This is a genomic window from Hyphomicrobium methylovorum (assembly GCF_013626205.1).
GTDB lineage: Bacteria > Pseudomonadota > Alphaproteobacteria > Rhizobiales > Hyphomicrobiaceae > Hyphomicrobium_B > Hyphomicrobium_B methylovorum.
In genome coordinates this window covers 297,647-320,856 of the sequence record NZ_QHJE01000001.1, presented here as the reverse complement: position 1 = coordinate 320,856, position 23,210 = coordinate 297,647, and the positions used below count along the sequence as shown (strand labels likewise).

The following is a 23,210-nucleotide window of genomic DNA, read 5'->3' as shown; positions in this document are numbered from 1 at the left end:
TTCTTAATTTAGGAAGATTAAGACGCTCCACAGCTCGAATCTTGTGGAGCGTCATTCAATAACTGCTAATTGCAACAGTTATGACAGTGCTAGGCTCTACTCAGAACCCGGTATACATTCAGGCTGATCTGCATTTCCCACTTCATATTGCGGCATCATATGCTGACGGATACCACCATTATAAAGTTTACAATCTCGACCTGGAATGCGTTTGGCGCCGTCTAGATCGGATGTGCCAACGGAGGATTTTTGTATAATCGACTTTTCGGAATCGACAGCTGGGTCGCTGTGGTACTTGTCAGCAAGTGCGGTGCTTGCAAAGCTTAAAGAAATAAGAGCTCCGGCAATCAGTGCAGTCTTCATTTTATATACTTTCATTTTTTAAATTACGCCTGATGTCGACTAAGCCAATATGAATACAAGCGACGCATGCCATTTTTGGGGATGCATGATTTATTATAGCGCAACTACCTTTGGAGGCAACGCAAATGGAATGCACTTTGAAAGTTTCAGCAATTTGATGGTTCATTTGTTGCGAGCTGCCGGTGAAAAAATTGTCTGGCGCTGCTATTGGCGACTTACCCTGCGCGCCAGAGTAGGTAGCGAAACGCCCCCCTGAAGAGGGGGGCTTAGCTTACGGCAATGGGGCCGAACCTTCCTGGCGTATGGCCTTTATGCAGTCGATGACCGCAGTCAGCTTTGCCGCGCGCATGCCGTACTGCATGGTATAACAGCGCGTGTAGGCAAGCTTTGTCCATGTGCTTGGCGCCTTGCCGGTCTGGCGAAGGATGCGACGCGCACGCGGGGAAGGCGGCAGAGCAGCGTATTTCTGCATGGCAGACTCCAAACGTGAGGGGTTGGGTTTGAAGTCTGGGGCGGTGACGACGTTTCGCCAGTGGGGCGCCAATAAAAAAAGAAGCCCCCGCCATTTCTGACGGGGGCATGCTCGTAAGAGCGGTTCGGTGTCAGGCGGCTTCCGCTTCTTCCTTGGCCTTGGGAACCGAAAGGACGAGACGGATGTCACCCGTGAGGGTGACGCCGGGGTTCAGGATGATCGTGACCGGCGACTGCTCGCTGTCGTTCTTGAACGCAATGCCGACGCGGGTCCAGAAGTCCCGGCCGTCGCGCTCGGCAACGAGGTTGACGATGAAGTCGATCTTCTTGGTGCCTTTTGCCATTTCACTCTCCAGTGTTGAGTACCAAACGATTGCAGATAGTTCTGCACTCAAGGTCTGGGGCGGTAAGTCCGGTTCGCAAGTGGGGGTGTGAAAATTATCCTTCGCAGCTAGCCACGAAGAGGGCGTAGTCAAATCCTTCATCGAACGGTCGGCATTGCGTCATGGCGTCGACCGGGATCGCGCAGACCTCACGGCCTTTAAGCCGCATGCGATGGGAGGCGCGGATGTCGGTGTTGCGGAACAGCAGGGCCACATCGTGCTCGTGGTCTGGATACCACGCGTACCAGACCGTCAGCCCGAAATACCGTTGAAAGAAATGGAAGCCGTCGTATTCGTCGATCTCGATGATGCCGTGGCCGTCGAACAGGTCGCGGCCCTTCACGTCGACGGCGACCATGTGATCGAGAATGCCCACGAGAAAGTCAGGTCGTTTGACCTTCGAGGCAGTGATCGGCACGGTGAAGGGTGTCTGGTCGACGATCATGTAGCCGAGGCGGGTACGGTCGAGCCAGGCCCTGAAGGCCTGTTCAGCGAGAGCGCCGCGTGTGCGGCTGGCGGCAGGTATGCGGGCCATGGTTACGGTTCGAGGAATTCCGCCAATCGCTCGGAGAACCAATGGGCCGTTCTTGCATTGGTCTGCCGGGGTGTCAGGCCATCCAACAGGTGGGCCTCATGCATCCCCGCGAGTAGACGGTATAGAGGGCCAAGAACGTGGCGCTCGTGGTCGGCCATGACTTCGTCGACCGCCGCATCGCGCTGACTTGCAGCATGGGTGAGATAGGCGGCGATCCGGTCCAGCACCTGGTTTCGGAAATCGACGGAGCATGCCAACAGCGTGATGAGATGTACCAGTTGAGGATCGGGATCGGAGGGGACGGGTACGGTCGCGGTCATTCGCCATCGGAACACGACCGGCGGCAGCTGTCGAAAATGTAGCGACAAGGCTGATGTTTCAGGGATTGCACGTGTGACACGTTTGACACGGTTTGTTTTTTTCGGCCCCTCACTAGACAATGAAATTGGGTAGTGAGGGGCCGGCACGAGGTCGGTCAGGTTCGGCGACGATGATGTGTTGACCTGTGTAGCCGATGCTCGGCGCAGATCGCGGCCAGAACGGGTTTTCAGGGTGGGGACTGGCAGAACTGCATTTGCCGCCCAATAATCAATTGTAGCCACGTGACGGACGTCCGTGGCTACGACGCATCCCTCCGGCATCAGTTGGAGGTGGCCTGTTCACAGGACAACAACGAGAAGCCAAGCGGCCCTTGCTGTCTGACACGGTCCTTCGGGCACGGTCAGCGGCGCGCAGAGCGCAGAAGGGAAGTAGGCAAACTCGGGAACCGTGAACGGCGCGCGGATACCCCTTGCCGGGATACCCGCAGACCCAAGTGCAGGAAGCGCTTGTGCCGATGATTATAAGCATCGGGCGGCCTGACCATTGCTACGTGCATGGCAGGCGGACATAAAAACTAACGAGGATTCAAATGACGTGGACGCGTTGGCGTTCGACCTGAAGAACCTGTGTGCCCAATCAAAGATGGGCAGCTTCGCCACGCGAGCCAACCGGCATGACATGCTGCAAGCGGTGGCCCGGGACATCAAAAGCCTGGGCTACCATTTGCCGGGGGCGAAGTCGCTGAAGCCCAAGCATGTGCAGGGGCTGGTGACGCTTTGGCAATCGCAAGGGTTGAAAGACGGGACCATTGCGAACCGGCTGTCGGCGGTGCGGTGGTGGGCGGAGAAGGTCAACAAGAAGTCCGTAATGTTGCGGCACAATGCCGATTACGGCGTGGCACCGGTTCGGCGCATGGAAAAGCGAGCCCAGAAACTTGACCGCGAGAAGCTTACGAAGATTGATGATCCGTACATCGCGATGAGTTTGGAGCTTCAAGCAGCGTTTGGTTTGCGGCGTGAAGAAGCGATCAAGTTCAACCCGTCATACGCCGACCAGGGCAACGGCATTCAGTTACGCGGCTCGTGGGCCAAGGGCGGTCGACCGCGTTTTGTGCCGATCACGCACCAACGCCAGCGAGAAGTACTGGACTGTGCTCACGCGCTGGCCGGTTCCTGTGCGCTGATTCCGCAAGGCCGGAACTACATCGAGCACCTCAAGGCCTATGAGTACCAAACGCTACGAGTTGGCTTGCGGAACACCCACGGCTTGCGCCATGGCTGGGCGCAATGGCGTTACAAGCAGCTAAGTGGCGGGATGGACTGTCCGGCAAAAGGTGGTCCCGATCCGAAGACCTTGCGCGGTCGCGAGTGGGAAATTGACCAGGACGCCCGCCGTCAGCTTTCGCAAGAGCTTGGGCACAATCGTATCCAGATCACCAAGACCTACCTGGGCGGATGAAGCACGAAGGCCTACCCCCGTCGCAACTGATGACAGCGGTGATAAAGGCCCGCGAAGCCTACGCGCGCGAGCTGTTCGATATCGAACGCCTGCGCCAGCTGATGTGGAAGGAGGCAGACGCTGGCCACGAGATGCTGCACGTGGCTCAGGACAAGCCATTGCGCCTGCAAAGCACACGCGCGGCGATGAAACTCATCGCCTGGCTCGCGCGCGAAGGCCACCGCATTGACTGGAAGGAGATTGTGCCGAAGGACGGCGACCCCGATACGCGCCAGTATGCTGAGCTTCGCATCTACTGGTCTAAAAGCTTCGACATGATTTCCATCCCGGCCGAGAAGTATTTAGCGGACGCTGGATATGTGAAGGAGGACAACGGGGCTGACACCTTGCCGGGCGCTCAGCAGTAAGCCCGTCAGGAATTCGCCATCGTCCCTTGCCATAAGACACCGCGCCGCTCAGGACGGCGTGTTGAAACGCACATCAGATGGACCGCCTCAGTCTTCGGACTGGGGCGGTTTTCATTTTAACGGGGGCTGTGCCTGTCGGTGCTCCAGCGCAATTTTGACGAACTGGTGGCATCCCAAAAATACCTTAGTTGCTTCGGGCAAAAAATCGCGCTCGCTTTAGGCCTTCAACAACGGAGGTCAACATGCAGCGACAGACGATGATGCAGCAGGGCTCGGTCACCACCTACGACCGCGATGGAACCGTCCTTTCCCACTCGGAAAGCGAGACGGAGATCGCGGTGCCGTTGCACCGCGAGCCGGACGTGTTCGCAGCTTTTAGCCAAGCGCTGCGCAACGGCGAGAACGTGCTCGATATCGCCGAGCGCTTCGGCAGCGACCACTGCACCGTTCTGTACTGGAAGCGCAGGCTAGCCTTCAGCGGTGAGTTGGATATCGGCGCAGGCGTAGATCAGTAAGGGAGGGTGCGATGGACGACGTACGCTGGCGGGGAGCCTCAGGTTCGGCGCGAACCGTGATCACGTGGCCCGAGGGCAAGCGGCCGAGGGATGGCGCCAGTTCGCCGTCGCTGAGCAAAGAGCAGGCCCTGATGTTCCTCAAGGGAATTGCAGAAGGCCGCGAGCCGATTGCGATGGCGGAGTTCTACGGCATCGAGTCGTTCGATGTCAGTTACAGCAGGTCGACACTCAGCCAGACCGGACGACGGACCAAGAAGCCGCGCTGGTGCGTCCACATCCTGGTGGGCCTGTGCCCCAACCGCGATGCGGATTACTTCCGGAAGCCCCTTGAGGGACTTCCCCCTGAATCGTTTCGTGGGCTGTAAAGGGGGAGAATGGCCAATGATCGACGAACCGGATCTCTACTTCGTGGATACCGAAAGGGCGGACGGGAACACCGTTGTGCAGGTTCACCGCCCGTCGATGCCGGGCGCTAATCGCAGTTTATCGCCGGAAGAGCGCCGTGCGCTGCTGGATGCCCTTGGGCGCGGTGACGTTCGCGAGACCGCTGAGAAGCTCGGCCTTGCCTACTTGAACGTCATGTATTCGCGGCAGGACGATGGGTTCAAGGCGACGGTGTTGCTGTAGGGAGGTTTTGCATGGCGGATTATCGCTCTGTTGTCGATGAAGGCCAGTGGGTGTGCGACACGCTCGATGGCCATGATCTGACCTGGTCGGGCAAAGAACCCAAGGGAAAGTTCAACAGGATGCTTGCACCGGAGGAGCGCAGAGAACTCCTCGAATCCGTGGTGTACGGCGAGACGCTCGACATCGCTGAAGACCTTGGGATGAACTACATGATGATTGTGTTCTCCCGCATCAACGGCGAGTTGAAGGCGCTCGTCATGACGTAGTTGCGCGAATACCGGCGGCGAGTGGGGTAAGTCTCCTTCACGGAGGGGATGGGCCGGATGGCCTTGAACGCCGCCGGTTAGTCACGGGCTGCTGACGTTTCCGCAGAGACCTGTTCATCGGCTATCAGCTTCATAAGCTCAGCCTCAAAGACACACTTCGATTCTTCGAGGTACGATTTCAATTCTGGGGAAACCACCTGAAGCAGCGCATTCTCGATATCGGGAAGGATGCGACGTAGTTCTATGATGCGTCTGCGTCGGAGAAAACCGTCGCCATCGAAATCAATGACCATGCGGCGGGATGCTGCTGAAAAAGCGGTCTGCGGCGAGTTCATACCGGAGCTTGAGGCACCGCTCCATCACGTCCATCACAAACGGCGACTCCTGAGCGCTTGTCGCTGAAGCTTCGTGATCCACGCAAGCACGTAGCCATTCATTTCGCCGTTCGATGGCTGTCCTTAGCTGGTCTGTCGTCTGATCAGGCATGTTCGTCATATGCAGATTCTAGTCGAGCTAAATGTATACAACAAGCGCAAGCGAGCAGTCGCCACTTCGACGTGGCGCTAAATTGAGGATCAAGGAAAGGTCCGGCCTGCTTGCGCTGAGACGCAGGCGTGTGGGGATGTGTGCACGTCATCACGTGACGTGTCTGTTGACGCCGGAGCAGCCGTAAGCCCCTGAGATGTCGCGAGCCTGACGGACGTGGCCGTCCGCACAAGGGCCGCCTGCAAAGGGGCCCCTTTATCCCCTTTTCGTCGCCTTCGGTTTCAGCCCTTGCCCGGCCGTCCTTCAACGCCCGTCGTGGCGTTCGCGACGGGGCCGCACGGCGTGGCCCCTTCCAACAAGAAAGTCACGTCCAATGACCCGCACGACAACGACCCCAGCATCTGCTGCGGTCAGCCACATCAAACCGAGCCATACCTTGACGCTCGACAAACTCATCAACCCAGATGCACGACCCGCGCTGTTCTCCTGCTTCGCCGATGGCAAACCTGCCGTGGCGCTCGTCAACGTCACCTACGAAGGCGATACGACGTTCATTGAGCCGCTGTTCCTCGCCATCGAACCCAACGTGGTTCTCACCGACCACAACGGCGCAACGCCGACGTGGTCGCAATCGCCGGGCAAGGAGGGCTGAGCCATGAAGCTCCTCCTGCAAGCGCAATACGATCAGCTGCTTCACAACGGCCGTATGCAAGCCGTCCTTGAAGACTTCGATCCGAAGCCGGTCGTGAAGCTGTTCACGCCGGATGCCGGCTGCACCTGGTTGCTCACTGCGATCGAGCCCGACGAACCGGATATCGCCTGGGGGCTTTGCGATCTGGGGCTCGGCTTCGCCGAGTTCGGCACCGTAAGCTTGAGCGAAATCCAAGCCGTGCGCGGCAAACTTGGTCTGCCGGTCGAGCGCGACCGGCACTTCGTCGCGAAGGCACCGATCTCGGTCTACATGAAGTATTCGTATCCGGCTGGGCGCATCGTCACCAACATTCCTGCATTCGCGGAGACGGCGCCATGAGCGCCGCCCTCTTGGTGTGATCCCTTTTGATGAAACCGCGCCAAGCCTTCGGGCCGTCAAGACGCGGCTCCGTAACCAACGCTATTCGGCATCCACACGTATCCCCAGAGGGGCCCCTCGTGCGGAGCCTCCGAATAGCTCGTGCTTTCCTTGTCAACGTGGTGTCGCCGGTCTGTGACGGCCCGAAGGCCATGGGCGATAATTCCCTCACCAACAAAGAAAGGAAACAACACATGGACGACATCATCATCATCGGCAAATACGTGACGTTTTGGGCGATAATGAACACCGCAACCGGCATCTGGTATCTGCTCTATCGCATGGAGCAAGTGCGCCTTGAACGCCTCAAACGCGAAGGGTTCTTTCGCAAGCACCGCTTCGCGAGAAACAACTACGCGAAGAACGGCAAGTGGCCCGAGGACTATCCCGATGACCTGCCCTTGCGGTGAACGCCGCATGCGCGGGTTCACTCTGGGAACAGCGGTTGCAACAAACCGGCGGGTTTTCCGCCGGTCTATGCCTGTGACGGCGGCGGGTGCTCCCGTTGGTCGCCCCCTTGCCGCCCGCTCGCGTTTACCCCTCGCTCGCCCCGCCATGCTTCGTTGCAAACGGGCTGCGGCGCGGCGGCTGCGCCGCCGTGCTCGCCCGCCTGCTGCCTCGCTTGTCACCGCAAGCTTCGGGCGCTCGCGGGTGTGTCTGGGGGGCTTCGTGGTCTTCCCATTGCGTCCGGTGAATAGTCCAACGCTGGCCCGCGGCTCGCCGACGCCCACGGCCGCCAGGATGTCCACGAAGTGAACGTGACCACCCTGACTGGCCGTGACAGCGTCGGCTCGCCGTCAACCGACTGCGGTATCCCGCGATCGGCAGGATGCGATTGCTATTCGGCTGACGAAGACGACCGTCCATGCATCGGCAGAAGCCGATTGCTGGCAGCGAAGGTTCATCAGACAACGCAGCCTTTGAGCCGCGCTAAGAGCGCGACGTGTTTTTTGATTTCTTGAACGGGGGCGTTGCCCCCCAGCCCGTCAAGGGCATCCACACGTATCCCCAGTAGCGCGGGGCCCCTCGTGCGGAGCCTCCCTTGACTGGCCACCCCCCACCCGTCGCCCGGGGGGCGAGGGTAATGTCGCGGACATTACCCCTCGACAATTACGCAAACCAACAAGAAGGAGACCCCCACCATGCCGGTCAACGTCAGACCCATGAACCGCAAACCCATGAAAGCGTACCGTGTACGCTTCCGCGCACCCGAACCCACCGCCGTTGACGTTCTAGCCTATGGCAAGCGCAACGCCGTAACCCTTGCCCGCGAACTCTTCGCCCGCTTCGGCTGCGATGCCGAACTGAGCTTCTCGCGTGACGAGCGCACGCTCATCGGCCGCAACTGGCAAGCCGTGGAGGCCAGCCATGGGTAACCGCTGCATCCTCACCCTTGAGAACGACAAAGGCGAACAGCATCCCGTTGCCCTCTATCTGCATTGGAACGGCGGACTGGAAAGCGTTCTCGCCTTCATCCAGTACACTTGGGACACCTATCCGCGCGGACACGGTGACCTGTTCACATTCCACGCCCGCCTGTGCCAAGTGCTCGGCAATTTCTTCCCCGATGGCATGTGCCTCTATGGCCACCCGCTCGAAAACGCAGACGGATGGGCCGAGGGTTGCGACAATGGCCGGTTTCACTTCACCATTGGCGCGAAGGCCTTTGAACTCAAAGGCCGCGCTGCAGAAGTCGAACAGGCCAAACTCCACAAATACTGGACGGAAGAGCGCAACATCTTCGCCAGCATCAAGGATGCCATGCCCAAGGCGGAGGTGGTCGCATGAGCCAGCCCCGCAAAATCTACACCATCAGCGTTGGCTGGTACGAAGTCCGCAACGTCGACATCGTTGCAACATCTGCCGATGAAGCGATGGAAAAGGCCCAGAAGGATTGGGGCCTCGACCGCAATCTGAGCTGGCGGGATTGCCCGAGCTTCGAGCCTCCGCACTTCCAAATCGAAGACGAGGAAGAGGAGGGCCGTACCCATGAGCCTTTTTGATTGGGAATGGCCCATCGAGCAGGCCAAGGCCGTGCTCATCGCGCACCTCAAGACGCTCGGCTACACCGAGGTTCGTGTTGGCTACGACGGCATAGGCGATGAGGGTGGCATCACCGACATCGAAGCGCTCGAACCCAAGCTCGTAAAAATCAAGTTGATGCAGGATGGCTGGCGCATCCCTCCGCACGAAGCATTGGCCGATGCCCTAGAAAACTTCGCATGGAAGGTACTCGACGAGCACCACGATGGATTCGAAATCGATGATGGAGCGTTTGGGACGGTGACCCTCAACGTCACAACGAGGAAGCTAACGCTGGAGCGCAACGACCGCTTCACGAGCTTTGAGACCACAACGGTGGAGGTGTGACATGGCACATCCGTACCATCACGCCCTGTCATCGGTGAAGAAGTGGGGAGGGGTGGTTGAGGACTACCTCCCCATCCATAGCTGGTTCGATGAAAGCAAAGCCATCTTGGCGGACTTCCGCCATCGCGCCCTCCGGCATCACGCCGAAGGCATCTTCATGGCCGAGCGCATCTTCGGCAACACCATCACGCTTTCCAGCGGTCGGGTCATTCCGACCCGCTGGGTGGGCGAGCAGCATGTGCGCGAGGACTTGGGCCGCATCCCATCCTTTGCGGACTGGGCACGCGCCATCCGGCCAGAGCCATGGATGGGCAAGGCTGAAAAGCTCTCCCACCTTGACGAACAACCCAACGAAAGCATCACCTCATGACCACGCGTCGCAAACCCTACGAAGTCGCGATGCTCACTCGGCAGGACATCCGCACCATTCTGATTGATTGGATGGGATGGGAACCCATAGACGTCCAGAGCTTCTGGCTCGTTTGCGCGAAGCTCGCCAAGCGAGAGCCCATTCGTCTCATCGGTACCCCGCGTCCTTACATTGTGAAGACCAGCCACATCACATTGCGGGTTGAGGGCGCCAGCAGCGCTGCGCATGCCATTGCTATCGTCTGCAAATCGGAAGGCTGTCCGAGAAGTGCCATCCGATGGGTGAAACCCGCACCGCCAGCATAGGCGAGAGCGGACGACGACAGAGCCGTATCAACGGCCTGAATACAAAAAAAGCAAGAACAAGAGGAAACAACCTCATGCACAAGATGAATCTCAAACGCGCGCTTTTCGCCGAACGCGCACTAGACGCCTTCCGAGCGGAAGTTGGCTTAGACGCCATCGGCGACACCGTTACCGACCTCATGTCGGATATCGGGCACCTTTGCGATGCAAAGGAGCTGGATTTTCTGGCGTTGCTCGCCAAGGCCATTGGCGACTGGAAGCTGGAGCAAACCAACCCTGAAAGCGTCGATGTGCGGCCAATGGTAAAAATTGAGGTGGTGTCATGAACCACCTTCGCCGTTGCAGTAACTGCAAGACCCTTTACGCCGAGTGTGGAGGACAGAGCATCACGAGATGCAGGCTGTGCAGCAAAGATGATGCGCTCATGGATACGCCGTTGATTGATGCGACGCCGGTTGCGCCGCCTGCAATACCTTACAAGCGCGCGATGCCGTGGCGCGTATTTGAACGGCGGTACCTACCGATAGCGAAGCCAGATGGAAGTTATGTGTGGGAGAAATGGGAAATACCCAAAGACGCGGATTACCGCGAGTGGTGGACGGTGGTTGACCCGATGACACGTTGTGGACGCTGGTATCTGGCGGCAGGGTTTCATCTGGTGAACCGCGTCGGGTTCGTGCGCTGCGCCGTTCCATGGGGCGGGGAATGGGAGGAGCATCCGGAGTATGTGTATTGAGGGTGAGGGCGACGCTTGATGTATACGAAAGAGCGGAGCATCATTCGCGTGCTCCATTCTTCAATTGGATGCGTGGAAAGGCCCCGGATGACGTACGGGGCCTATTCCGAAGCTTCGCCGCTGAAAGTCGTCATCGGGCTTGCGGTATACAATTAATTACCCGATGATTCAGTCATCGCTTTCGGCGAGTTACTCGAAATCGCAAGGGGCCGGTTCATAGCCGGCCCCTTGTGCAATTCCTATGGAAGAAAATCGCGTTCCATTGACGTGTCGCGAACTTTATCTTCGATTGCGGAGCGTGTCTGTTCATAGGACGTACGCTCCACGTTACGATTGCCCGACTTAAGCGCTTCTACTCTTTGGACCTGATTGTGCTGTCGAGTAAATTCCGAAGAGGGGCTACGTGAGGCCTTGTCGCTCTTTGCAAGTGCAGTTATTGCCGAGAAGGGTAGCGCGACTGCGGCACCGACAGCCGCGCCGCCTACCGCACCAGCTACACCACCGATTATAGCGCACGTTGCAGCACCTGCCGGTCCACTAACAGCACCGACTTGAACTCCAAAGTACGAACCAGCTACGGCGCCATAAAACCAACCTTGGTCAATGAGTTTGGGACTGGTTGTGCGTAACTCACTCACCAAGCGCTTAAAATAACCGTTACGGGCCGTGGCCAATGTAGGAGTCCTTCCTTGTTCAAATATTCATGGAAGGTGACACAAACACTGACTGACACATGAAAGGTGACGCTGATCTAGTGGCTATCGGCCCACGTGTTGCCAACGCTGAAGTTGCCCTTCAGCGGACAGGCGAACTTGAATTGCTCACCTGCCTTGCGGATGGCATCAGCAGCGGTTTGGCCGACCAGCTCGGCAATCTCCGGCCTAGCCTCGATTTGCCATTCGTCGTGGATGTTGGCGACGAACTCGTAATCGATGCCGGCTGCAAGACCGAGACGGGCGAGGTCGTCGTCGAGGATGACCAGCGCCTGCTTCATCTGCACGGCGCCGGCCGACTGCAACAACGTGTTGAGCGCGGCGTGCGGTGAACGTGCCCGAAGCTTGCGGCCGTCAAGGCCGACCAGATAACCGGTGTCCTTGAGTTTTTTCTGGACGGCAGCAACGAGACTGGCGAGAGCCGGAAGGTTTTTCTGAAACAGCTCGCGCTGCTCACGCCCGACCTTGATACCGCCGCCGCTGATCATCCCCAGTCGGGCATCTCCGGCACCGTAGATGTAGGCGTAGAACCATGTCTTCGCGTCATCTCGGCTGGAAAGACCCAAGGCCCGCATGTTGACGGAGTGAATGTCGGTGCCGTCTTCCTTGCGGCCTTCGAGCACCGTGCGGATGTAGGCGCCGTCGTCCCACCGCGCCATGTAACCGGCGAGGTCCCGCAGTTCGAGGGCATCGGCGTCACAACCGACGAGCACCCAGCCGGGGGAAGCCCGGAACAGCGACCGGCACTCCGTACCGTAGGGCGAACGCACGGCCGGAACCTGAGCCACGTTCGGCGCGAAGTGCGCCATGCGGCCGGTAACCGTGCCGTTTGGAATGACCGAGCCGTGGATACGGCCGTTCTTCACGACCTTCAGCCACGCCTGGTTGCCATCAGCAATTTGCCCAAGGCGTTTGGTGACAAGAAGGTATTCTGCCAGGGGCTTCGCTTCAGGGTAGGGCAGCGCTGAAAGCACCGTGTCATCGAGAGCGGTTTTCCCGGTCAGTGTGCGCTTATCAGGCTTCCATCCCCGCAGCGTGACCAGACGGTCGACGATGTGAGCATGGGAACCCGGATTGAACGTGACGGTCTTGGTCTTACGAACCGGCACACCGGCAACATAGCCCTTGCGCTTGTTATCGCGCTTCGGTGTGAACTCGCCGTCATCGACTTCCCACGGCGGGAAAACGAGCTGCAATTCAGTCTTCAGTTCGGCTTGGCGTTGGCGAAGCAGCGTTTCCAGTTCGCGCGCACCATCCGCATCGAACGCGAAGCCGCGAGCCACCTGCCGTGCGATGATGGCAGCAACGCGGTGCTCCATCTCGATCGCACCGCCCGGAAGCCGATCTGGCTTGAGATAATCCCAGAGACGCGTGGCAACGTGAACGTCCTGCTCGCAATAGTCGAGCATCTCTGGCGTGAAACGGTCCCAGGCATCCGCAGCCTTGCCATAGTTGCCTTTGTGGATGCCAAGACGAATGCCCCAGGCTGCCAGCGAATGCGAGCCGACCAGCTTGCCCGTCAGTTCAAGCCCTTTCTTGATACGGGCGTAGTCGAATGGTGCGATGTCCGGGAAGGCCAGACGGGATAGCACAAGCGTATCGCGCACCGTGGCCGTGGGCTTGAACCCGAACAGCTTGACCAGCACCGGCAGGTCGTAACCGATGCCGTTGTGTGCCACGATCTGCGTGGCATCCCGCAGCAAGTTAAGGCCGTCTGCGATTGAGCCGTGGATGTCGCGGGCGTGAGGATTATTGGCAAAGCGCCGCACGGCATGGGTGTTCAGGCACTTTGCCACCATGCAATGCACGGTCGATGCCGTATCGAGAAGGCCGTTGGTTTCGAGGTCGAAGAAGAGGTTCTTGAATGTAGCGGTGTCTGGCGCAGATGCGTCGGCACACGCGATCGCATCCGGCCCGAAATATTCGGGTCGGTTCATGAGAGTCACCGTTGTTGAGGGGGAGGAAGAGTGGGAGCTAAAAAAGCCACCCGTAATGGGCGGCTAGTTAGCGAAGCATGATGAAGTATCGACGCCCGTGGATGGCATCCTCGAAATCGAGCGGACAGATATCGACCGCATCAACTTCGTTCACGTACTTCAGCGAGATTTTCCGCTCGCGATACAGAGCGTGAATATGCTTGAAGGACGGCGAGTTTCGAGCGTGTTCCGGTGAAGGGTAATACGTTTCGAAGACATCACCCTTCTTCAAGTGATCGACAAAGCGGATGACGACGTCGTCGTAGGTCGAGTTCGCGCTCATGTTTACTCCATGTAGGTTGAGTTGAAAGGATAGGTTGGCGGGCAAGGTGTTGGACGCACGCGCCACCTCTTCAAGTGCCAGCGAAAAAAGACGACGGGCCGTTAGACCCGCCGTCATGTGGGATATTCGGAAGTGGACCTGTAGGCGAAGCCGTCAAGCCAGGCCTGAAGATCGGCTTGGCGGTACAGCACGCGGCAGCGTTTGCCGGTACCGGCCTTGAGGAAGGCGGGCCCCGAGCCTTCAACCCGAAAGCGTTCAAGTGTCCGCGGCGAAAGTCGCAAGTAAGCCGCCGCTTCCGGTGTTGTCATGTAGGCTTGAGGCTCGGCAGGTTTTGCCGGGGAGGTCATGTCAGCTCCTTTCCGCTGGTGGGATGCACGACTTCAAAGTTTCCAGGTCATCCGGATCGCAGAACGTGGCTTGCAACAGATGAACCTGATTGTCGGCACCGTTCTTGAAGATGTACTGGCCGTTGGGCAGGCTGGTCGGATCGGCCGGAAGTTCCGTCAGCTCGCCAAACAACGTCGAAGCGTTGACCTTGCTTTGGATCATGAAGCACAGCGTTGACGGCAGGTTCTCGCGAACGGAGGTCTCGATGTACTTGTCGACCGGCTTCTGCAGCTGGGCGTAGATCCGGATGTTGGCCGCACGGGCTTGGGCGGCCAGCAAGTTCAAGTTCTCCATCATGCGTTGATGACGGGCGTACCGTTCCTTGTCGGTCTTCGGCGGTTCGTTCAGGCTGATCGCGGCGTACTCGTCGATGATCAGGAAGATGTACCGGCCGGGATACTTGACCGCGCCCGCGGCCAGCATTTCCGCGAAGCGTGCGTTCATGGTCTTGACGAGACCGTCGATCATGTCGGGCAGCTCGTCGTAATCCTTGATCACGCGATACTTCGGCGACATCGCCGCGAAGCGCATCATTTCCACACCGCCCTTGGCGTCGACGATGATGGCTTCGTCGATGATCGGCAGGTTGTGCGAGATGCTGCACATCATCTGCCGCAACTGCACCGACTTACCCTTGCCGTTCATGCCGGCGACGAGCGTATGGGTCATATCCTTGATCGGCCAGTAATACGGCTGGCCGTCATCGATACGGAACCCCATGAAGATCGCCCCGTCGCGGAGATAGGAGCGGTTGAACGGAATGGAGCTTGGCAGTTCCGGAACAGACCAGAGCTTGACACTGGTGCCGTCCAGCTCTTCGACCTGCCAGCGGCCGCCGAGATAGCGATTGACCATCGTGATGTGTTCTCGCCAGGCGCGCGCATCAGCGGGGCCGTAGTGAGACACGTAAACAAAGGTTCGTGCCGCAGGATCGCTGCGATTGAAATCGAGGCGCGGATAGTCTTTGCCGATGCTGAGACCGAGGTACGCCGGCAGGAACATGGCCTTGCCGTCAAATGGGAGGCCCGCAAAATCGATTTTACGGCGGTCATCGCGGTGGTACTCAGCCGCGCGGGTATAAAACTCCCTAATCGTGTCCTGCTGCGTTTGGTCTGCCGATTGATACCGCGTCAGGATGTCGGCCAGCTTACCGGGATTTTCGAGGAAGTTCAGGTCTCGGTAGATGGCATTCTTACGCTCCTCTTCGACTTCGGCGGCATGCTCGCGGGCACGTTCAGCCGCCTTTGCATCCCGCTGGGCTTGGTCGCGTGCGGCCACCTCTTGGTCGCGGCGCTCTTTCTCGCGACGGAAGTAATCGTCCCGCGCCTGGGTGTACGTGCGGGTGGCGATATCGGCCTGCTTCAGGGCTTCGGCCTGAATTTTCCTGGTGAAGAATGGAAACGGCATGGGTTGCTCCTCAATGGGTCCAGATGGTGGTGGGCTCTTCGGAAAACTGCGCCGTCGCGGCGCCTGTACCGATCGTGATGGTGACCGGTTTGCCTGAGCGCTTGCCGACATCGATCTTGCCGGTCTCGATCGTCGAGGCTCGGCAATAGCGTGCGCGGCTGATACTGCCGGCATCATCAAAAACGACATGCGTGAGCAGCACCGCGTTGAATGGATATTCCCAGAGCGGCGTGCGGATCAGGACAAAATAGCCCTCATCGACGCGGCCCCAGGCAATGATGGTGTGTTGGCCGGATGCGGGTGGCGGCATCGGATATTCGAAGGCAGGCGCTGGTTCTGACTCTTGCGAAAATGCCCAGATCACAACGGGCAACAGCAACAGCCCACCAATCACCCACAACAAGGTGCTGGTCATAATTTTCTCCAAAGGTGAGGGGCGGTCAGGGTGAGTTCAGGTTGATCGGCTGGGGGATACGTTTGCCAGACCGTGGTGCCGTCAGGCTGCAACATCGAGATGATGCGCTTATCGTTGTTCGGTCGGGTCTTCACATAGACCGGTTGCCATCCGCGCATACCGGCAATGACCATTCCTTCGTCTTCCCCGCACGTCAGGTAGGTGGCGCGCGACGAAGTAAGGCGACCGTCACGGTTGAAGTGCGACAACGTCAGAACGCACGGATAGCGGTCGTATTTGCTAAGTTCCTTGCGGGTTAGGACGGCAACACCGCTGTCCACCTTCACGCGCCCGAGTACCACCGGCTGTGGCGGCATCGCGTCTTTGCGTTTGCGCAGGAATTCTTGCAGGCGTTCGATGCCAAAGCCGACAACGCACACAATACCGAACAGCACGGCCAGCCCGACACCGGTCCACACCAAGTACAGCCAATACTCGGCAACGAAGCCGACAATGAGCACGCAGATTAGAACGGCGAGACCGCCGGCAATTTCATCCTTCATGTGCGGGAACCTTTCTCGACAATAAAAAACCCCCTCCGGCTCAGGGAAGCCGAAGGGGGTGTGACGTGTCAGATCTTACGCGGCCTTGGGCGCAGTGAAGCCGGGCAGCTCGTTCGGAGCGAGCTTGCGGTTCAGCTTCTTGAAGTCGCCGTCGTGAACCACATAGCGGGTCATGCCGGTGATGCGGTCGCCTTCGCGGCGAAGACGAACATCGACCACGAACTGCCAGATGTCGCCTTCACGCAGTTGCATGAAGTCGAAGTGTTCCGGAAAGCGAATTTCAATGGCCTCCATACGCCCCTTGGTGGGCTTAAGAGTCATCTGGGCATAGGCAAACTTGCCGTACTGGCCTTCACCCGATTGAATGTTCTCGATTTTACCGGCGATAAGTGAGATCGCGTTCATGTTTAGCTCCAATGTTACGCGTTGTTGGGGGGGAAGTTTCAGGGGTCGTGGATCAGCGGCTATCTCATGCGGCTCTCCTTTTCTTGCGAGGGGTTGATGGGCGGACCGGAACAACCGACGGAGCCAGCCTCATGGGCGGCGCGCGGTTGCCCGGTTCAGGCATCACAAAGTCCGCCTGCCCTGGACGCTTCCAGGTGAAGGCAAGATCTTTGCTGCGCTGATGGGTGAAACGGTTTTCGTCGACCAGCGTGCCGTTCCGATCGAACAGAACGACGCGAACGATCAGCTGGTCGGGGTGGGTCATATCCCGCGAGAGATAGACCTCGGCGGTGTGCTCGCCGCAGACACGGCGATGCACGCACGCCTCATCGGGGTGCTTGAACAATGGATTACTCCTTGTCGGGTTTGGATGTGTCGGGGACGTACGCCGGGCGATGCCAGAGCGAGCCCTGCTCGTAAACGACCGCCTTGACGGCCAATGGCTCGTCGTCATGCGGCAAGGGTAGCGGCTGTTCGGTTTCGATATCGACCAGCCAGTCGTCGGCATGATCGCCCTCGCCCGGCAACTGGTCGCCGTCGAGGTTCTTCACCTTGAGGTCTTTTGCGACCTCACGGATTAGACCGCCGAACGCGTAGGTGCGTTTGCCCTTCATCGCCCGATGGAAGATGTCGAGGACGTCCGGATCGACCCGAAAGCCTTCGACGGTCTCCTCGGTAAACTCGGCACTCTTCCAAGGATACTTCAGGGCCTGGGCGATGGCCTGATCAAAGGTACTTTCACTGCCCCTTGGGTTCGGCGCACGGATGTCGACAATCGGGTTGTCGACGCCGTAGGCGTTGCCCCAGAGCTGCTTCCAGCCCGGTTGATCGATGTAATCGGCGCCCTTGAAGTACGTGGCGCCGTTCACAAGGATCAGACAGTGAAAGTGGGGATGGGTGTTGCCGTGCTTGGATGACCAGGTCACCTCAAGGACGCGCAACCAGCCCACCACCACCTTCTGCCAGCGCTTCGTACGAACGAGGCGGGTGAACGCCGCGTTCATGGCATCAATGGTGTCGGCGAGATGGTCACCGGTCACGTTCGGCACCGTCAGCGTCAGAAACAGCAACCGCAGACCAGCATGCCGTTCGAACAGCTCGGAGAAGATTCGCCGGATGTTCCGGATGATCCTGAGCCGTCGATCGGCATCGCAGTTCTGGCAATTACGCTGGTTGCAGCGGTACGAAGACTTGGCGCGGGTTCGAACACTCCCGTCTTCTTCAAGCTTGTCGCTGAGCGTGAGCTTCTGGTTACACCGAAGCATCTTGTCAGCGCGTTTTCGGTATTCGTCGCCGTCGGGATGTCCCCGTTCGGCGAGCTGCAAATGGCCGTTGGCCATTGCGATGGTTCGGGCCGTCCGTTCGGCCCTGACTTCCAGCATCGGCCTCAGGGGCCGGCGCCGATACAGTCGTTTCGGAGTGCAGAGATGTTTATAGGAGGATCTAGGAAAGGACTTCGACATCATCACCTCCGTCGACGATGCGCAAAAAAAGAGACCGCACTTGGCGGTCTCTGTTTGGTTTAAGTCGCGGCACTTGCCTTAGCGCCGGTTGCGGATCGGATAGACATCGAGGGGTGGTGCGACTTCCAGAAAGTTGGCCTCGTCATCCGACACCACGAGAAGCTGCTTACGCTGTGGCGAGTAGATGATCGGATATCCGTAAAACGTATCGCCAACAGGGTAGTCGCATTCGATGCGAGGGCCGTAGACTTCAGAGACGGCCATACGTTCGAGGCTGCCGCACATAGGCCGCATGGTAGTGAACAGGCGGCTGACGCTATCTCCATGGCGAGCTTCCGCGATGCAGACGAGCCCGCTGTCCGCATAGAACTGAGCGACAAAACTGCCAACACCGCTTGTCACTCCTTCTTGGAGTTCCGCGTTGTAATGGGCCCGGGCGAGGTCGTTCAGGTTCACTGTGTACATTGCTCTTCTCCATATGATGATGTGATGGGAGTTTTGAACCGTGCGTTAGACGCCGACACGCAGCGCCCTAACGGTGGACCAGACAGCAGAGGACTGCGGTCAGGGCCGTCACGCCGGGGATTGCTTCTCGGCGTTCTCTAGTGAATCCTACCGAGGCGGCACTTTCGCGCGACGATCGGTAGGTGTCGCTTTCCACCCAGCACCAGCTCACGTCATCGGCGGTCCGATGGCGTAAGGCGTACGCTTTCAAACGTCTGCCCGCGTGATAGTGGTTAGGTGCGGACAGGCCAGGTGGCCGATCTATTCGGTTTTCAAAGAGCACCTCGCGCTACTCCGGCCGGCATGGCCGATCGGCGGTTGCAGCGATTGCTCACAGGGATAGACGACGGTCGCTTCGCCGTGGGGCTTAGCCGGAAAGTCAATTTTTGAGTTTCCGCAAGGGGGGGTGAGGATGGGCGAGCGCGGAACAAAGCGCGGAGGATTGATTACCGGTGAGGAACCGAAGCGCGCGGAAAAACCGGTCAAAAAAGCCGCCGAGCGCTACGGGGGCTATGAAGCTCTGCGCCAGCCGCAAAAAATACGGCAGCTTCTTCAGGAAATTGCGGTCCAGCGGTTTCGCGAAAAGCATGATGACACAGCGGTGCCATTAGCCCGAAATCTATTCGGGCTCGTTTTTGAAGATGGACACGGCCAGTTCTGGAACCTTCCGGCAACTGACCGCTTCGACATTCGGAGTGAGACGGCGCTGGTGACGGCATGGCTTGCAGCTCAGGTGAAGGACGCGCAGCTATTTCGATTGGCGTTGGATCAAATTCGCGCACAGCTTAAATTTGATCATAACCTGACTCTTATTTATCAAGGGCACATGGAGTGTATTGGAGCTGAGAAGTTCGGAAGGCAAGTCGAGAATGCAGCGCCTTTTACCTTTGAGCCCGAAAAGGTGTACGGGTTGTTGAGCGGCCCGTTTGCCGGTTTGAAGCCGCTACCAAACGTGGTCCGTGCAATCACAGTGCGCCACGTCAAAAGTCAGGCCGACACGGCGGACAGCCTCGATGCTACTGTGCCCGGCAGTAACAAGACTTATTTTCGCTGGCTGTTGGAATTGCGTGACGAAGCCCTGGAAAAAGGCTTGTGTGACGATGACGGCTTTTTTGTTGGTAGCGTTGTGCTCCTGGAAAGCTTGAATTTTTCTCTAACTTCTGCGGTGCGCAGAAATGATATGTCAGAAGCGATGCGCTGCTACGACCGGTGTTTTCGAGTGTACACAGAATTGATGCTCCAATCGCGAAAAGGTACGCCACGACTTTTCATGTCTCCAAACGCGCAATCCCTTCTTGATCAGGCAGATGATATTATGGCGCGAACAGTAAAGTTCATGAAAACGATTGACCGATAAGTCAACTTTTGAGAGTCTGCTCGTGATGAAGCCGCTCCGGCTTCCGCATCCGCCCCCGGCGAGATGCGGGGCGACAGGAGCAAGCAACATGAAGCATCTCGATCAATTGTTGCGTGATGCCGTTTTGGCCCGCGATGCCGAGGAAATGAAGCGGCTTATTCGACAAGGCGCCAGCCGCTTTACAGAAGGTCCTGACGGACAGGACGCAACAGATCTCGTGTTTCAGATTGAAGACGCCAATCAACGACTTGAGTGTCGACGCGCACTTACGATCCTGACAACCGACGCAATTAACAGAATGATATGATGCGCATATAGCGAAACCCGGCTTCGGCCGGGTCTTTTTCTATTTTTGCCAGTGCTTCCAACTTGTTTCGCCATGGCCGTTGGAGCCGCCCACAGCCGACCAGCACCAATGCGGCGGGCCCCTATCCAGCCCGCGCGAAGCGCGCCAAAGGCTTGGGCTGGATAGGGAAACGCATTGGTGCAGGCTGAGCACTTGGCGGTGGAGATGGCCTTGGCGAAAGCGCCATGGCCCTTGGTGAGCCAGACTTCGTCTAACGCGTTCTAGACACGTTTTCGCGTCGTGACGTACTCGGCATCATCTAAACCAGCAAAACACATCCAGACCGCGACGCGCAACCTCACAGACCAATGTGCAAGGTGTGCCGACGCGGACGACGTGATCCGCGCCGGCATCGGCGTATGATTATGCGAACAGATCCAGTTGCTGCCAGCGAGCAAGTGCTTTGCGGTAGGCCTTCGAGTCCGCCTCGCGGTCGAGCCATGCCCGGAAGAACGCGACTGGCCCGCCAGCGGCTTTGAGATCGGCTTCATCGAGGAAGTGGGACAGGTAACCGGTATCGGTGATCGGCACTGGTCTACCCTTCGGCTTAACAACGCGAAGCTCAATGTGGCTCCAACCAGCCGAGATGTAGTTCGGCGAATGCGTGGCCGACATCTCGATGCCCCGCCACGTGAACTTTTCGACCGAATTGCGCGGCTGGGCTTTAGTCTTCGCGGAAGTCTTGCTCATGAAAACCTCCCGCCATCGATGCCGGGCACGGTGATCAGGAGGTAGTCGCGGCCGTCAATGACGACCGTCTTCAGTGGCGTTTGCGCGCCAATGACCAGCTCGGCGGCGTACACGAGATTCTGTTTCATCAGCGAGGTGGCAACCATGCGGTTGTCATCGTCGTCTACGAACACCTCGACGGCGTGAAGCACCATCGGGCAGTCGCCAAAGAACAACGGCGCCATCAGGTGGATGCGGGGGTTATCGAACGGCCCGACCGGGCACCAGGTGATACGGTCGATGTCGACGATGTTGGGACACGGCTTACTCATGGCTCCCCTCCGCCGCCGTGATGCGTTTGAGGTAGCCAACCGCTTCCGACGCCTTGGCGGCGGCGGTGAAGATCGCGCGGTTGTCGGATTTCAGCACCGCCAGCCAGTTGTGGATGTACTGGGCATGATCAAGCCGAGGTTCCGGCGTGATGCCGAGTTCGGCGCACAGGAACGCGGCGCCGAGTTCAGCGACCAGTTCCTCCATGGCGTAGGCCTCGTTGCCGAAACGGCCGGACAGGTCGCGATCGAGACGGTGTTTAGCACCACTGGCATGGGTCAGCTCATGGCAGAGCACGGCGTAGTAGGCTTCCGACCGCGAACTGGTCGCGGTGCCGGTGAACAGGTGCTCGTCCGGCATCTGCACGAAGTCACCGCTTGGCCGGTAATAGGCCCGTGAGCCGCCGTAGCGGATGTCCACGTTGGTCGCGGTGACAAACGCATCGGCACGCGCCATGCGCTCGACCGGGTTCGACGGAGGCGGCGGTTCCTCCAGCTGGTATCCGTCGACTTGCGCGACGTTGAAGACCCACGAGGCCTTCGCCACCCGACGTTTGCCGTCGTCGTCGGGGTTTTGCGCGTCAGGCTCGGTCTCGTAGTTCTTGTAGAACACGACGAGCGACGCTTTTTCGCCTTTGCGCACTTGGGCATTAAGTTCGGCCCATTGGCGGTAGGTGCCCCACAGCGGGGTCTGATATCCGAACGCGTCGGATGAAGCCCAGAGCGATACGATGTTGATCCCATTGTACGGGTTCTTCGTCAGGGCATTGACCGGCAGGACGAACGGAGCGTTTGGCCGGTACCACGGCATCTGCGGCTCGCCAGGATTGGCTTCGATGGCCGCGATGATCGTGTTGGTAATGTCGGCGTGGAGGTCTCGCCGTTGGGTATCGCGCATGGTGGCGCTCTCCTCATGTTTGGCAAAGCGCGCCTATCGCGCTTGCTTCATGAGGATTTGAGTTCCGATCCGTGGGCCTCGGCGTCACCCGCAGGGCCGGAACGGAGTGGAGGAGAGCGGCCCCCTTGCCGCTCTTGACGCTGGGGTGGATCGGATACGATTCAAAGACGAAGCAAGCACACTTTGGTTTGGGATGTGTGTCCGGTGCGAGCGGCGTGCTTGCCCGCGTCAGCGACCGAAGCCGGATGGCGGCCGACGCGCTGCTTGCGCGGCGCCGTTCACGAGGGCGCGGCCCCGAGCGGTGCGAGGGGAGACGCCGATGTGGCAACGATTAAACGTGAGTTTGGCAATGATTAGCGGAAATCAGCACCGATACCGCGAAGCGGATAAATCCGCTCGCGTTCTTACGCGAGCACGTCTGATACTGGCGTGTGTAACGCCACAGGGGCAAGCGATTGGACGTCTGAGGCTGTCAGGATGGCGTTGTCGTTATGTATACAGTGCGGTTTCGCCTCATCACCCTTTTCATTAGCAAAACTGGTTTTAAACGCGTTCTACAAAGCGGGAACGTAGCCACGGTTGGCCGTTCAGAGCGTTAGCGGCGAACGGATTGAGAATTGTGAGCGGTTTCTTCAACCGCGAACGCAATTTTAAGGGTCCCGGCTAAGAACGCTGCCAGCAGTTTCGTCGAGCAGTTATCCACATGCTGCGGAAGAAGGTCAGGTCTCTAAGTCGTCTCTAATTAGTCTCTAATAAGTCTATGTACCAACCGACATGAATTAAATCAGAGGGTTG

At 58.6% G+C, this 23,210-nt stretch carries 38 protein-coding genes; 19 read left to right on the top strand and 19 right to left on the bottom strand.

Annotated features, from left to right (window positions below):
• Positions 1–96: 96 nt before the first annotated feature.
• From DLM45_RS01630 to DLM45_RS01610, 5 genes are all read right to left on the bottom strand, one after another.
• Entirely contained in the window at positions 97–378 is a 282-nt protein-coding gene (locus DLM45_RS01630; RefSeq protein WP_181335260.1) for a hypothetical protein, read from the bottom strand.
• 256 nt (positions 379–634) lie between these two features.
• Positions 635–835: a hypothetical protein gene (locus DLM45_RS01625; protein WP_181335259.1), complete on the bottom strand. Its 201-nt coding sequence runs from the start codon at positions 833–835 to the stop codon at positions 635–637.
• 130 nt (positions 836–965) lie between these two features.
• Positions 966–1,178, bottom strand: a complete 213-nt coding sequence (locus tag DLM45_RS01620; protein WP_181335258.1) for a hypothetical protein — start codon at positions 1,176–1,178, stop codon at positions 966–968.
• Between the two features lie 94 nt (positions 1,179–1,272).
• The gene (locus DLM45_RS01615; protein WP_181335257.1) at positions 1,273–1,752 is read right to left on the bottom strand and encodes a hypothetical protein; all 480 of its coding nucleotides are present in this window, start codon (positions 1,750–1,752) and stop codon (positions 1,273–1,275) included.
• 2 nt (positions 1,753–1,754) lie between these two features.
• On the bottom strand, positions 1,755–2,072 hold the full coding sequence (locus tag DLM45_RS01610; RefSeq protein ID WP_181335256.1) for a hypothetical protein: 318 nt from the start codon (positions 2,070–2,072) through the stop codon (positions 1,755–1,757).
• Positions 2,073–2,667: 595 nt separating this feature from the next.
• On the opposite strand from DLM45_RS01610, the gene DLM45_RS01605 reads away from it, so the two are divergent.
• From DLM45_RS01605 to DLM45_RS01580, 6 genes are all read left to right on the top strand, one after another.
• Positions 2,668–3,531 (top strand): phage integrase N-terminal domain-containing protein, encoded by an 864-nt coding sequence (locus DLM45_RS01605; protein WP_181335255.1) that lies wholly within the window; start codon positions 2,668–2,670, stop codon positions 3,529–3,531.
• 29 nt (positions 3,532–3,560) lie between these two features.
• Positions 3,561–3,938 (top strand): hypothetical protein, encoded by a 378-nt coding sequence (locus tag DLM45_RS01600; RefSeq protein ID WP_181335254.1) that lies wholly within the window; start codon positions 3,561–3,563, stop codon positions 3,936–3,938.
• A gap of 242 nt (positions 3,939–4,180) precedes the next feature.
• Positions 4,181–4,453, top strand: a complete 273-nt coding sequence (locus DLM45_RS01595; RefSeq protein WP_181335253.1) for a hypothetical protein — start codon at positions 4,181–4,183, stop codon at positions 4,451–4,453.
• Between the two features lie 11 nt (positions 4,454–4,464).
• Complete coding sequence (locus tag DLM45_RS01590) at positions 4,465–4,818, top strand: hypothetical protein (protein WP_181335252.1); 354 nt, start codon at positions 4,465–4,467, stop codon at positions 4,816–4,818.
• A 16-nt stretch (positions 4,819–4,834) separates the two neighbouring features.
• The gene (locus DLM45_RS01585; RefSeq protein ID WP_181335251.1) at positions 4,835–5,080 is read left to right on the top strand and encodes a hypothetical protein; all 246 of its coding nucleotides are present in this window, start codon (positions 4,835–4,837) and stop codon (positions 5,078–5,080) included.
• An 11-nt stretch (positions 5,081–5,091) separates the two neighbouring features.
• Entirely contained in the window at positions 5,092–5,346 is a 255-nt protein-coding gene (locus tag DLM45_RS01580) for a hypothetical protein (RefSeq protein ID WP_181335250.1), read from the top strand.
• Between the two features lie 77 nt (positions 5,347–5,423).
• Here DLM45_RS01580 and DLM45_RS01575 read toward each other — a convergent pair whose 3' ends face one another.
• Entirely contained in the window at positions 5,424–5,681 is a 258-nt protein-coding gene (locus DLM45_RS01575) for a hypothetical protein (protein WP_181335249.1), read from the bottom strand.
• A 524-nt stretch (positions 5,682–6,205) separates the two neighbouring features.
• Between DLM45_RS01575 and DLM45_RS01570 the strand changes: the two genes are divergently transcribed.
• The 11 genes from DLM45_RS01570 to DLM45_RS01520 all read left to right on the top strand — a co-directional run bounded on the left by DLM45_RS01570 (position 6,206) and on the right by DLM45_RS01520 (position 10,682).
• On the top strand, positions 6,206–6,484 hold the full coding sequence (locus DLM45_RS01570) for a hypothetical protein (protein WP_181335248.1): 279 nt from the start codon (positions 6,206–6,208) through the stop codon (positions 6,482–6,484).
• A 3-nt stretch (positions 6,485–6,487) separates the two neighbouring features.
• Positions 6,488–6,862: a DUF2958 domain-containing protein gene (locus DLM45_RS01565; protein ID WP_181335247.1), complete on the top strand. Its 375-nt coding sequence runs from the start codon at positions 6,488–6,490 to the stop codon at positions 6,860–6,862.
• A 233-nt stretch (positions 6,863–7,095) separates the two neighbouring features.
• Positions 7,096–7,311 carry a hypothetical protein gene (locus tag DLM45_RS01560; protein WP_181335246.1) on the top strand — a complete coding sequence of 72 codons (216 nt, stop codon included), beginning with the start codon at positions 7,096–7,098 and terminating at the stop codon, positions 7,309–7,311.
• Between the two features lie 732 nt (positions 7,312–8,043).
• A complete protein-coding gene (locus tag DLM45_RS01555) occupies positions 8,044–8,277 on the top strand; it encodes a hypothetical protein (RefSeq protein WP_181335245.1) in 234 nt (77 codons plus the stop codon).
• On the top strand, positions 8,270–8,689 hold the full coding sequence (locus tag DLM45_RS01550; RefSeq protein ID WP_181335244.1) for a hypothetical protein: 420 nt from the start codon (positions 8,270–8,272) through the stop codon (positions 8,687–8,689). Before DLM45_RS01555 ends, DLM45_RS01550 begins: the two co-directional genes overlap by 8 nt.
• Positions 8,686–8,904: a hypothetical protein gene (locus DLM45_RS01545; protein ID WP_181335243.1), complete on the top strand. Its 219-nt coding sequence runs from the start codon at positions 8,686–8,688 to the stop codon at positions 8,902–8,904. The genes DLM45_RS01550 and DLM45_RS01545 overlap by 4 nt, the downstream gene beginning before the upstream one ends.
• A complete protein-coding gene (locus DLM45_RS01540; protein WP_181335242.1) occupies positions 8,891–9,271 on the top strand; it encodes a DUF6878 family protein in 381 nt (126 codons plus the stop codon). The genes DLM45_RS01545 and DLM45_RS01540 overlap by 14 nt, the downstream gene beginning before the upstream one ends.
• A 1-nt stretch (position 9,272) precedes the next feature.
• Positions 9,273–9,641 carry a DUF6915 family protein gene (locus DLM45_RS01535; RefSeq protein WP_181335241.1) on the top strand — a complete coding sequence of 123 codons (369 nt, stop codon included), beginning with the start codon at positions 9,273–9,275 and terminating at the stop codon, positions 9,639–9,641.
• On the top strand, positions 9,638–9,946 hold the full coding sequence (locus DLM45_RS01530) for a hypothetical protein (protein ID WP_181335240.1): 309 nt from the start codon (positions 9,638–9,640) through the stop codon (positions 9,944–9,946). The genes DLM45_RS01535 and DLM45_RS01530 overlap by 4 nt, the downstream gene beginning before the upstream one ends.
• Positions 9,919–10,272 carry a hypothetical protein gene (locus DLM45_RS01525; RefSeq protein ID WP_181335239.1) on the top strand — a complete coding sequence of 118 codons (354 nt, stop codon included), beginning with the start codon at positions 9,919–9,921 and terminating at the stop codon, positions 10,270–10,272. Before DLM45_RS01530 ends, DLM45_RS01525 begins: the two co-directional genes overlap by 28 nt.
• Positions 10,269–10,682: a hypothetical protein gene (locus DLM45_RS01520; RefSeq protein ID WP_181335238.1), complete on the top strand. Its 414-nt coding sequence runs from the start codon at positions 10,269–10,271 to the stop codon at positions 10,680–10,682. Before DLM45_RS01525 ends, DLM45_RS01520 begins: the two co-directional genes overlap by 4 nt.
• Before the next feature lie 751 nt (positions 10,683–11,433).
• Here the strand turns inward: DLM45_RS01520 and DLM45_RS01515 are convergent.
• From DLM45_RS01515 to DLM45_RS01470, 10 genes are all read right to left on the bottom strand, one after another.
• Positions 11,434–13,332: a DNA polymerase gene (locus DLM45_RS01515; protein ID WP_181335237.1), complete on the bottom strand. Its 1,899-nt coding sequence runs from the start codon at positions 13,330–13,332 to the stop codon at positions 11,434–11,436.
• 67 nt (positions 13,333–13,399) lie between these two features.
• Positions 13,400–13,654, bottom strand: a complete 255-nt coding sequence (locus DLM45_RS01510) for a hypothetical protein (RefSeq protein WP_181335236.1) — start codon at positions 13,652–13,654, stop codon at positions 13,400–13,402.
• A gap of 113 nt (positions 13,655–13,767) precedes the next feature.
• Positions 13,768–14,001 (bottom strand): helix-turn-helix domain-containing protein, encoded by a 234-nt coding sequence (locus tag DLM45_RS01505; protein ID WP_181335235.1) that lies wholly within the window; start codon positions 13,999–14,001, stop codon positions 13,768–13,770.
• A 1-nt stretch (position 14,002) separates the two neighbouring features.
• A complete protein-coding gene (locus DLM45_RS01500; RefSeq protein ID WP_181335234.1) occupies positions 14,003–15,448 on the bottom strand; it encodes an FtsK/SpoIIIE domain-containing protein in 1,446 nt (481 codons plus the stop codon).
• A gap of 10 nt (positions 15,449–15,458) precedes the next feature.
• A complete protein-coding gene (locus DLM45_RS01495) occupies positions 15,459–15,863 on the bottom strand; it encodes a hypothetical protein (protein ID WP_181335233.1) in 405 nt (134 codons plus the stop codon).
• Positions 15,860–16,405, bottom strand: coding sequence for a hypothetical protein (locus tag DLM45_RS01490; RefSeq protein WP_181335232.1), 546 nt, complete (start codon positions 16,403–16,405; stop codon positions 15,860–15,862). The genes DLM45_RS01495 and DLM45_RS01490 overlap by 4 nt, the downstream gene beginning before the upstream one ends.
• Positions 16,406–16,480: 75 nt before the next feature.
• A complete protein-coding gene (locus DLM45_RS01485) occupies positions 16,481–16,810 on the bottom strand; it encodes a hypothetical protein (protein WP_181335231.1) in 330 nt (109 codons plus the stop codon).
• A 64-nt stretch (positions 16,811–16,874) separates the two neighbouring features.
• Positions 16,875–17,195, bottom strand: a complete 321-nt coding sequence (locus tag DLM45_RS01480; protein ID WP_181335230.1) for a hypothetical protein — start codon at positions 17,193–17,195, stop codon at positions 16,875–16,877.
• Positions 17,196–17,199: 4 nt separating this feature from the next.
• Complete coding sequence (locus DLM45_RS01475; RefSeq protein ID WP_181335229.1) at positions 17,200–18,231, bottom strand: protein rep; 1,032 nt, start codon at positions 18,229–18,231, stop codon at positions 17,200–17,202.
• A gap of 159 nt (positions 18,232–18,390) precedes the next feature.
• Positions 18,391–18,777 (bottom strand): hypothetical protein, encoded by a 387-nt coding sequence (locus DLM45_RS01470; protein WP_181335228.1) that lies wholly within the window; start codon positions 18,775–18,777, stop codon positions 18,391–18,393.
• A 451-nt stretch (positions 18,778–19,228) separates the two neighbouring features.
• Here DLM45_RS01470 and DLM45_RS01465 point away from each other — a divergent pair, with 451 nt between their 5' ends.
• The gene (locus DLM45_RS01465) at positions 19,229–20,173 is read left to right on the top strand and encodes a hypothetical protein (RefSeq protein ID WP_181335227.1); all 945 of its coding nucleotides are present in this window, start codon (positions 19,229–19,231) and stop codon (positions 20,171–20,173) included.
• An 88-nt stretch (positions 20,174–20,261) separates the two neighbouring features.
• Positions 20,262–20,480, top strand: a complete 219-nt coding sequence (locus DLM45_RS01460) for a hypothetical protein (protein WP_181335226.1) — start codon at positions 20,262–20,264, stop codon at positions 20,478–20,480.
• Positions 20,481–20,882: 402 nt separating this feature from the next.
• Here DLM45_RS01460 and DLM45_RS01455 read toward each other — a convergent pair whose 3' ends face one another.
• The 3 genes from DLM45_RS01455 to DLM45_RS01445 are packed head-to-tail and all read right to left on the bottom strand — an operon-like array spanning position 20,883 to position 22,415.
• Positions 20,883–21,209 (bottom strand): hypothetical protein, encoded by a 327-nt coding sequence (locus tag DLM45_RS01455; protein ID WP_181335225.1) that lies wholly within the window; start codon positions 21,207–21,209, stop codon positions 20,883–20,885.
• Entirely contained in the window at positions 21,206–21,520 is a 315-nt protein-coding gene (locus DLM45_RS01450; RefSeq protein ID WP_181335224.1) for a hypothetical protein, read from the bottom strand. The genes DLM45_RS01455 and DLM45_RS01450 overlap by 4 nt, the downstream gene beginning before the upstream one ends.
• A complete protein-coding gene (locus DLM45_RS01445) occupies positions 21,513–22,415 on the bottom strand; it encodes an ArdC family protein (RefSeq protein WP_181335223.1) in 903 nt (300 codons plus the stop codon). The genes DLM45_RS01450 and DLM45_RS01445 overlap by 8 nt, the downstream gene beginning before the upstream one ends.
• Positions 22,416–23,210 lie beyond the last annotated feature (795 nt).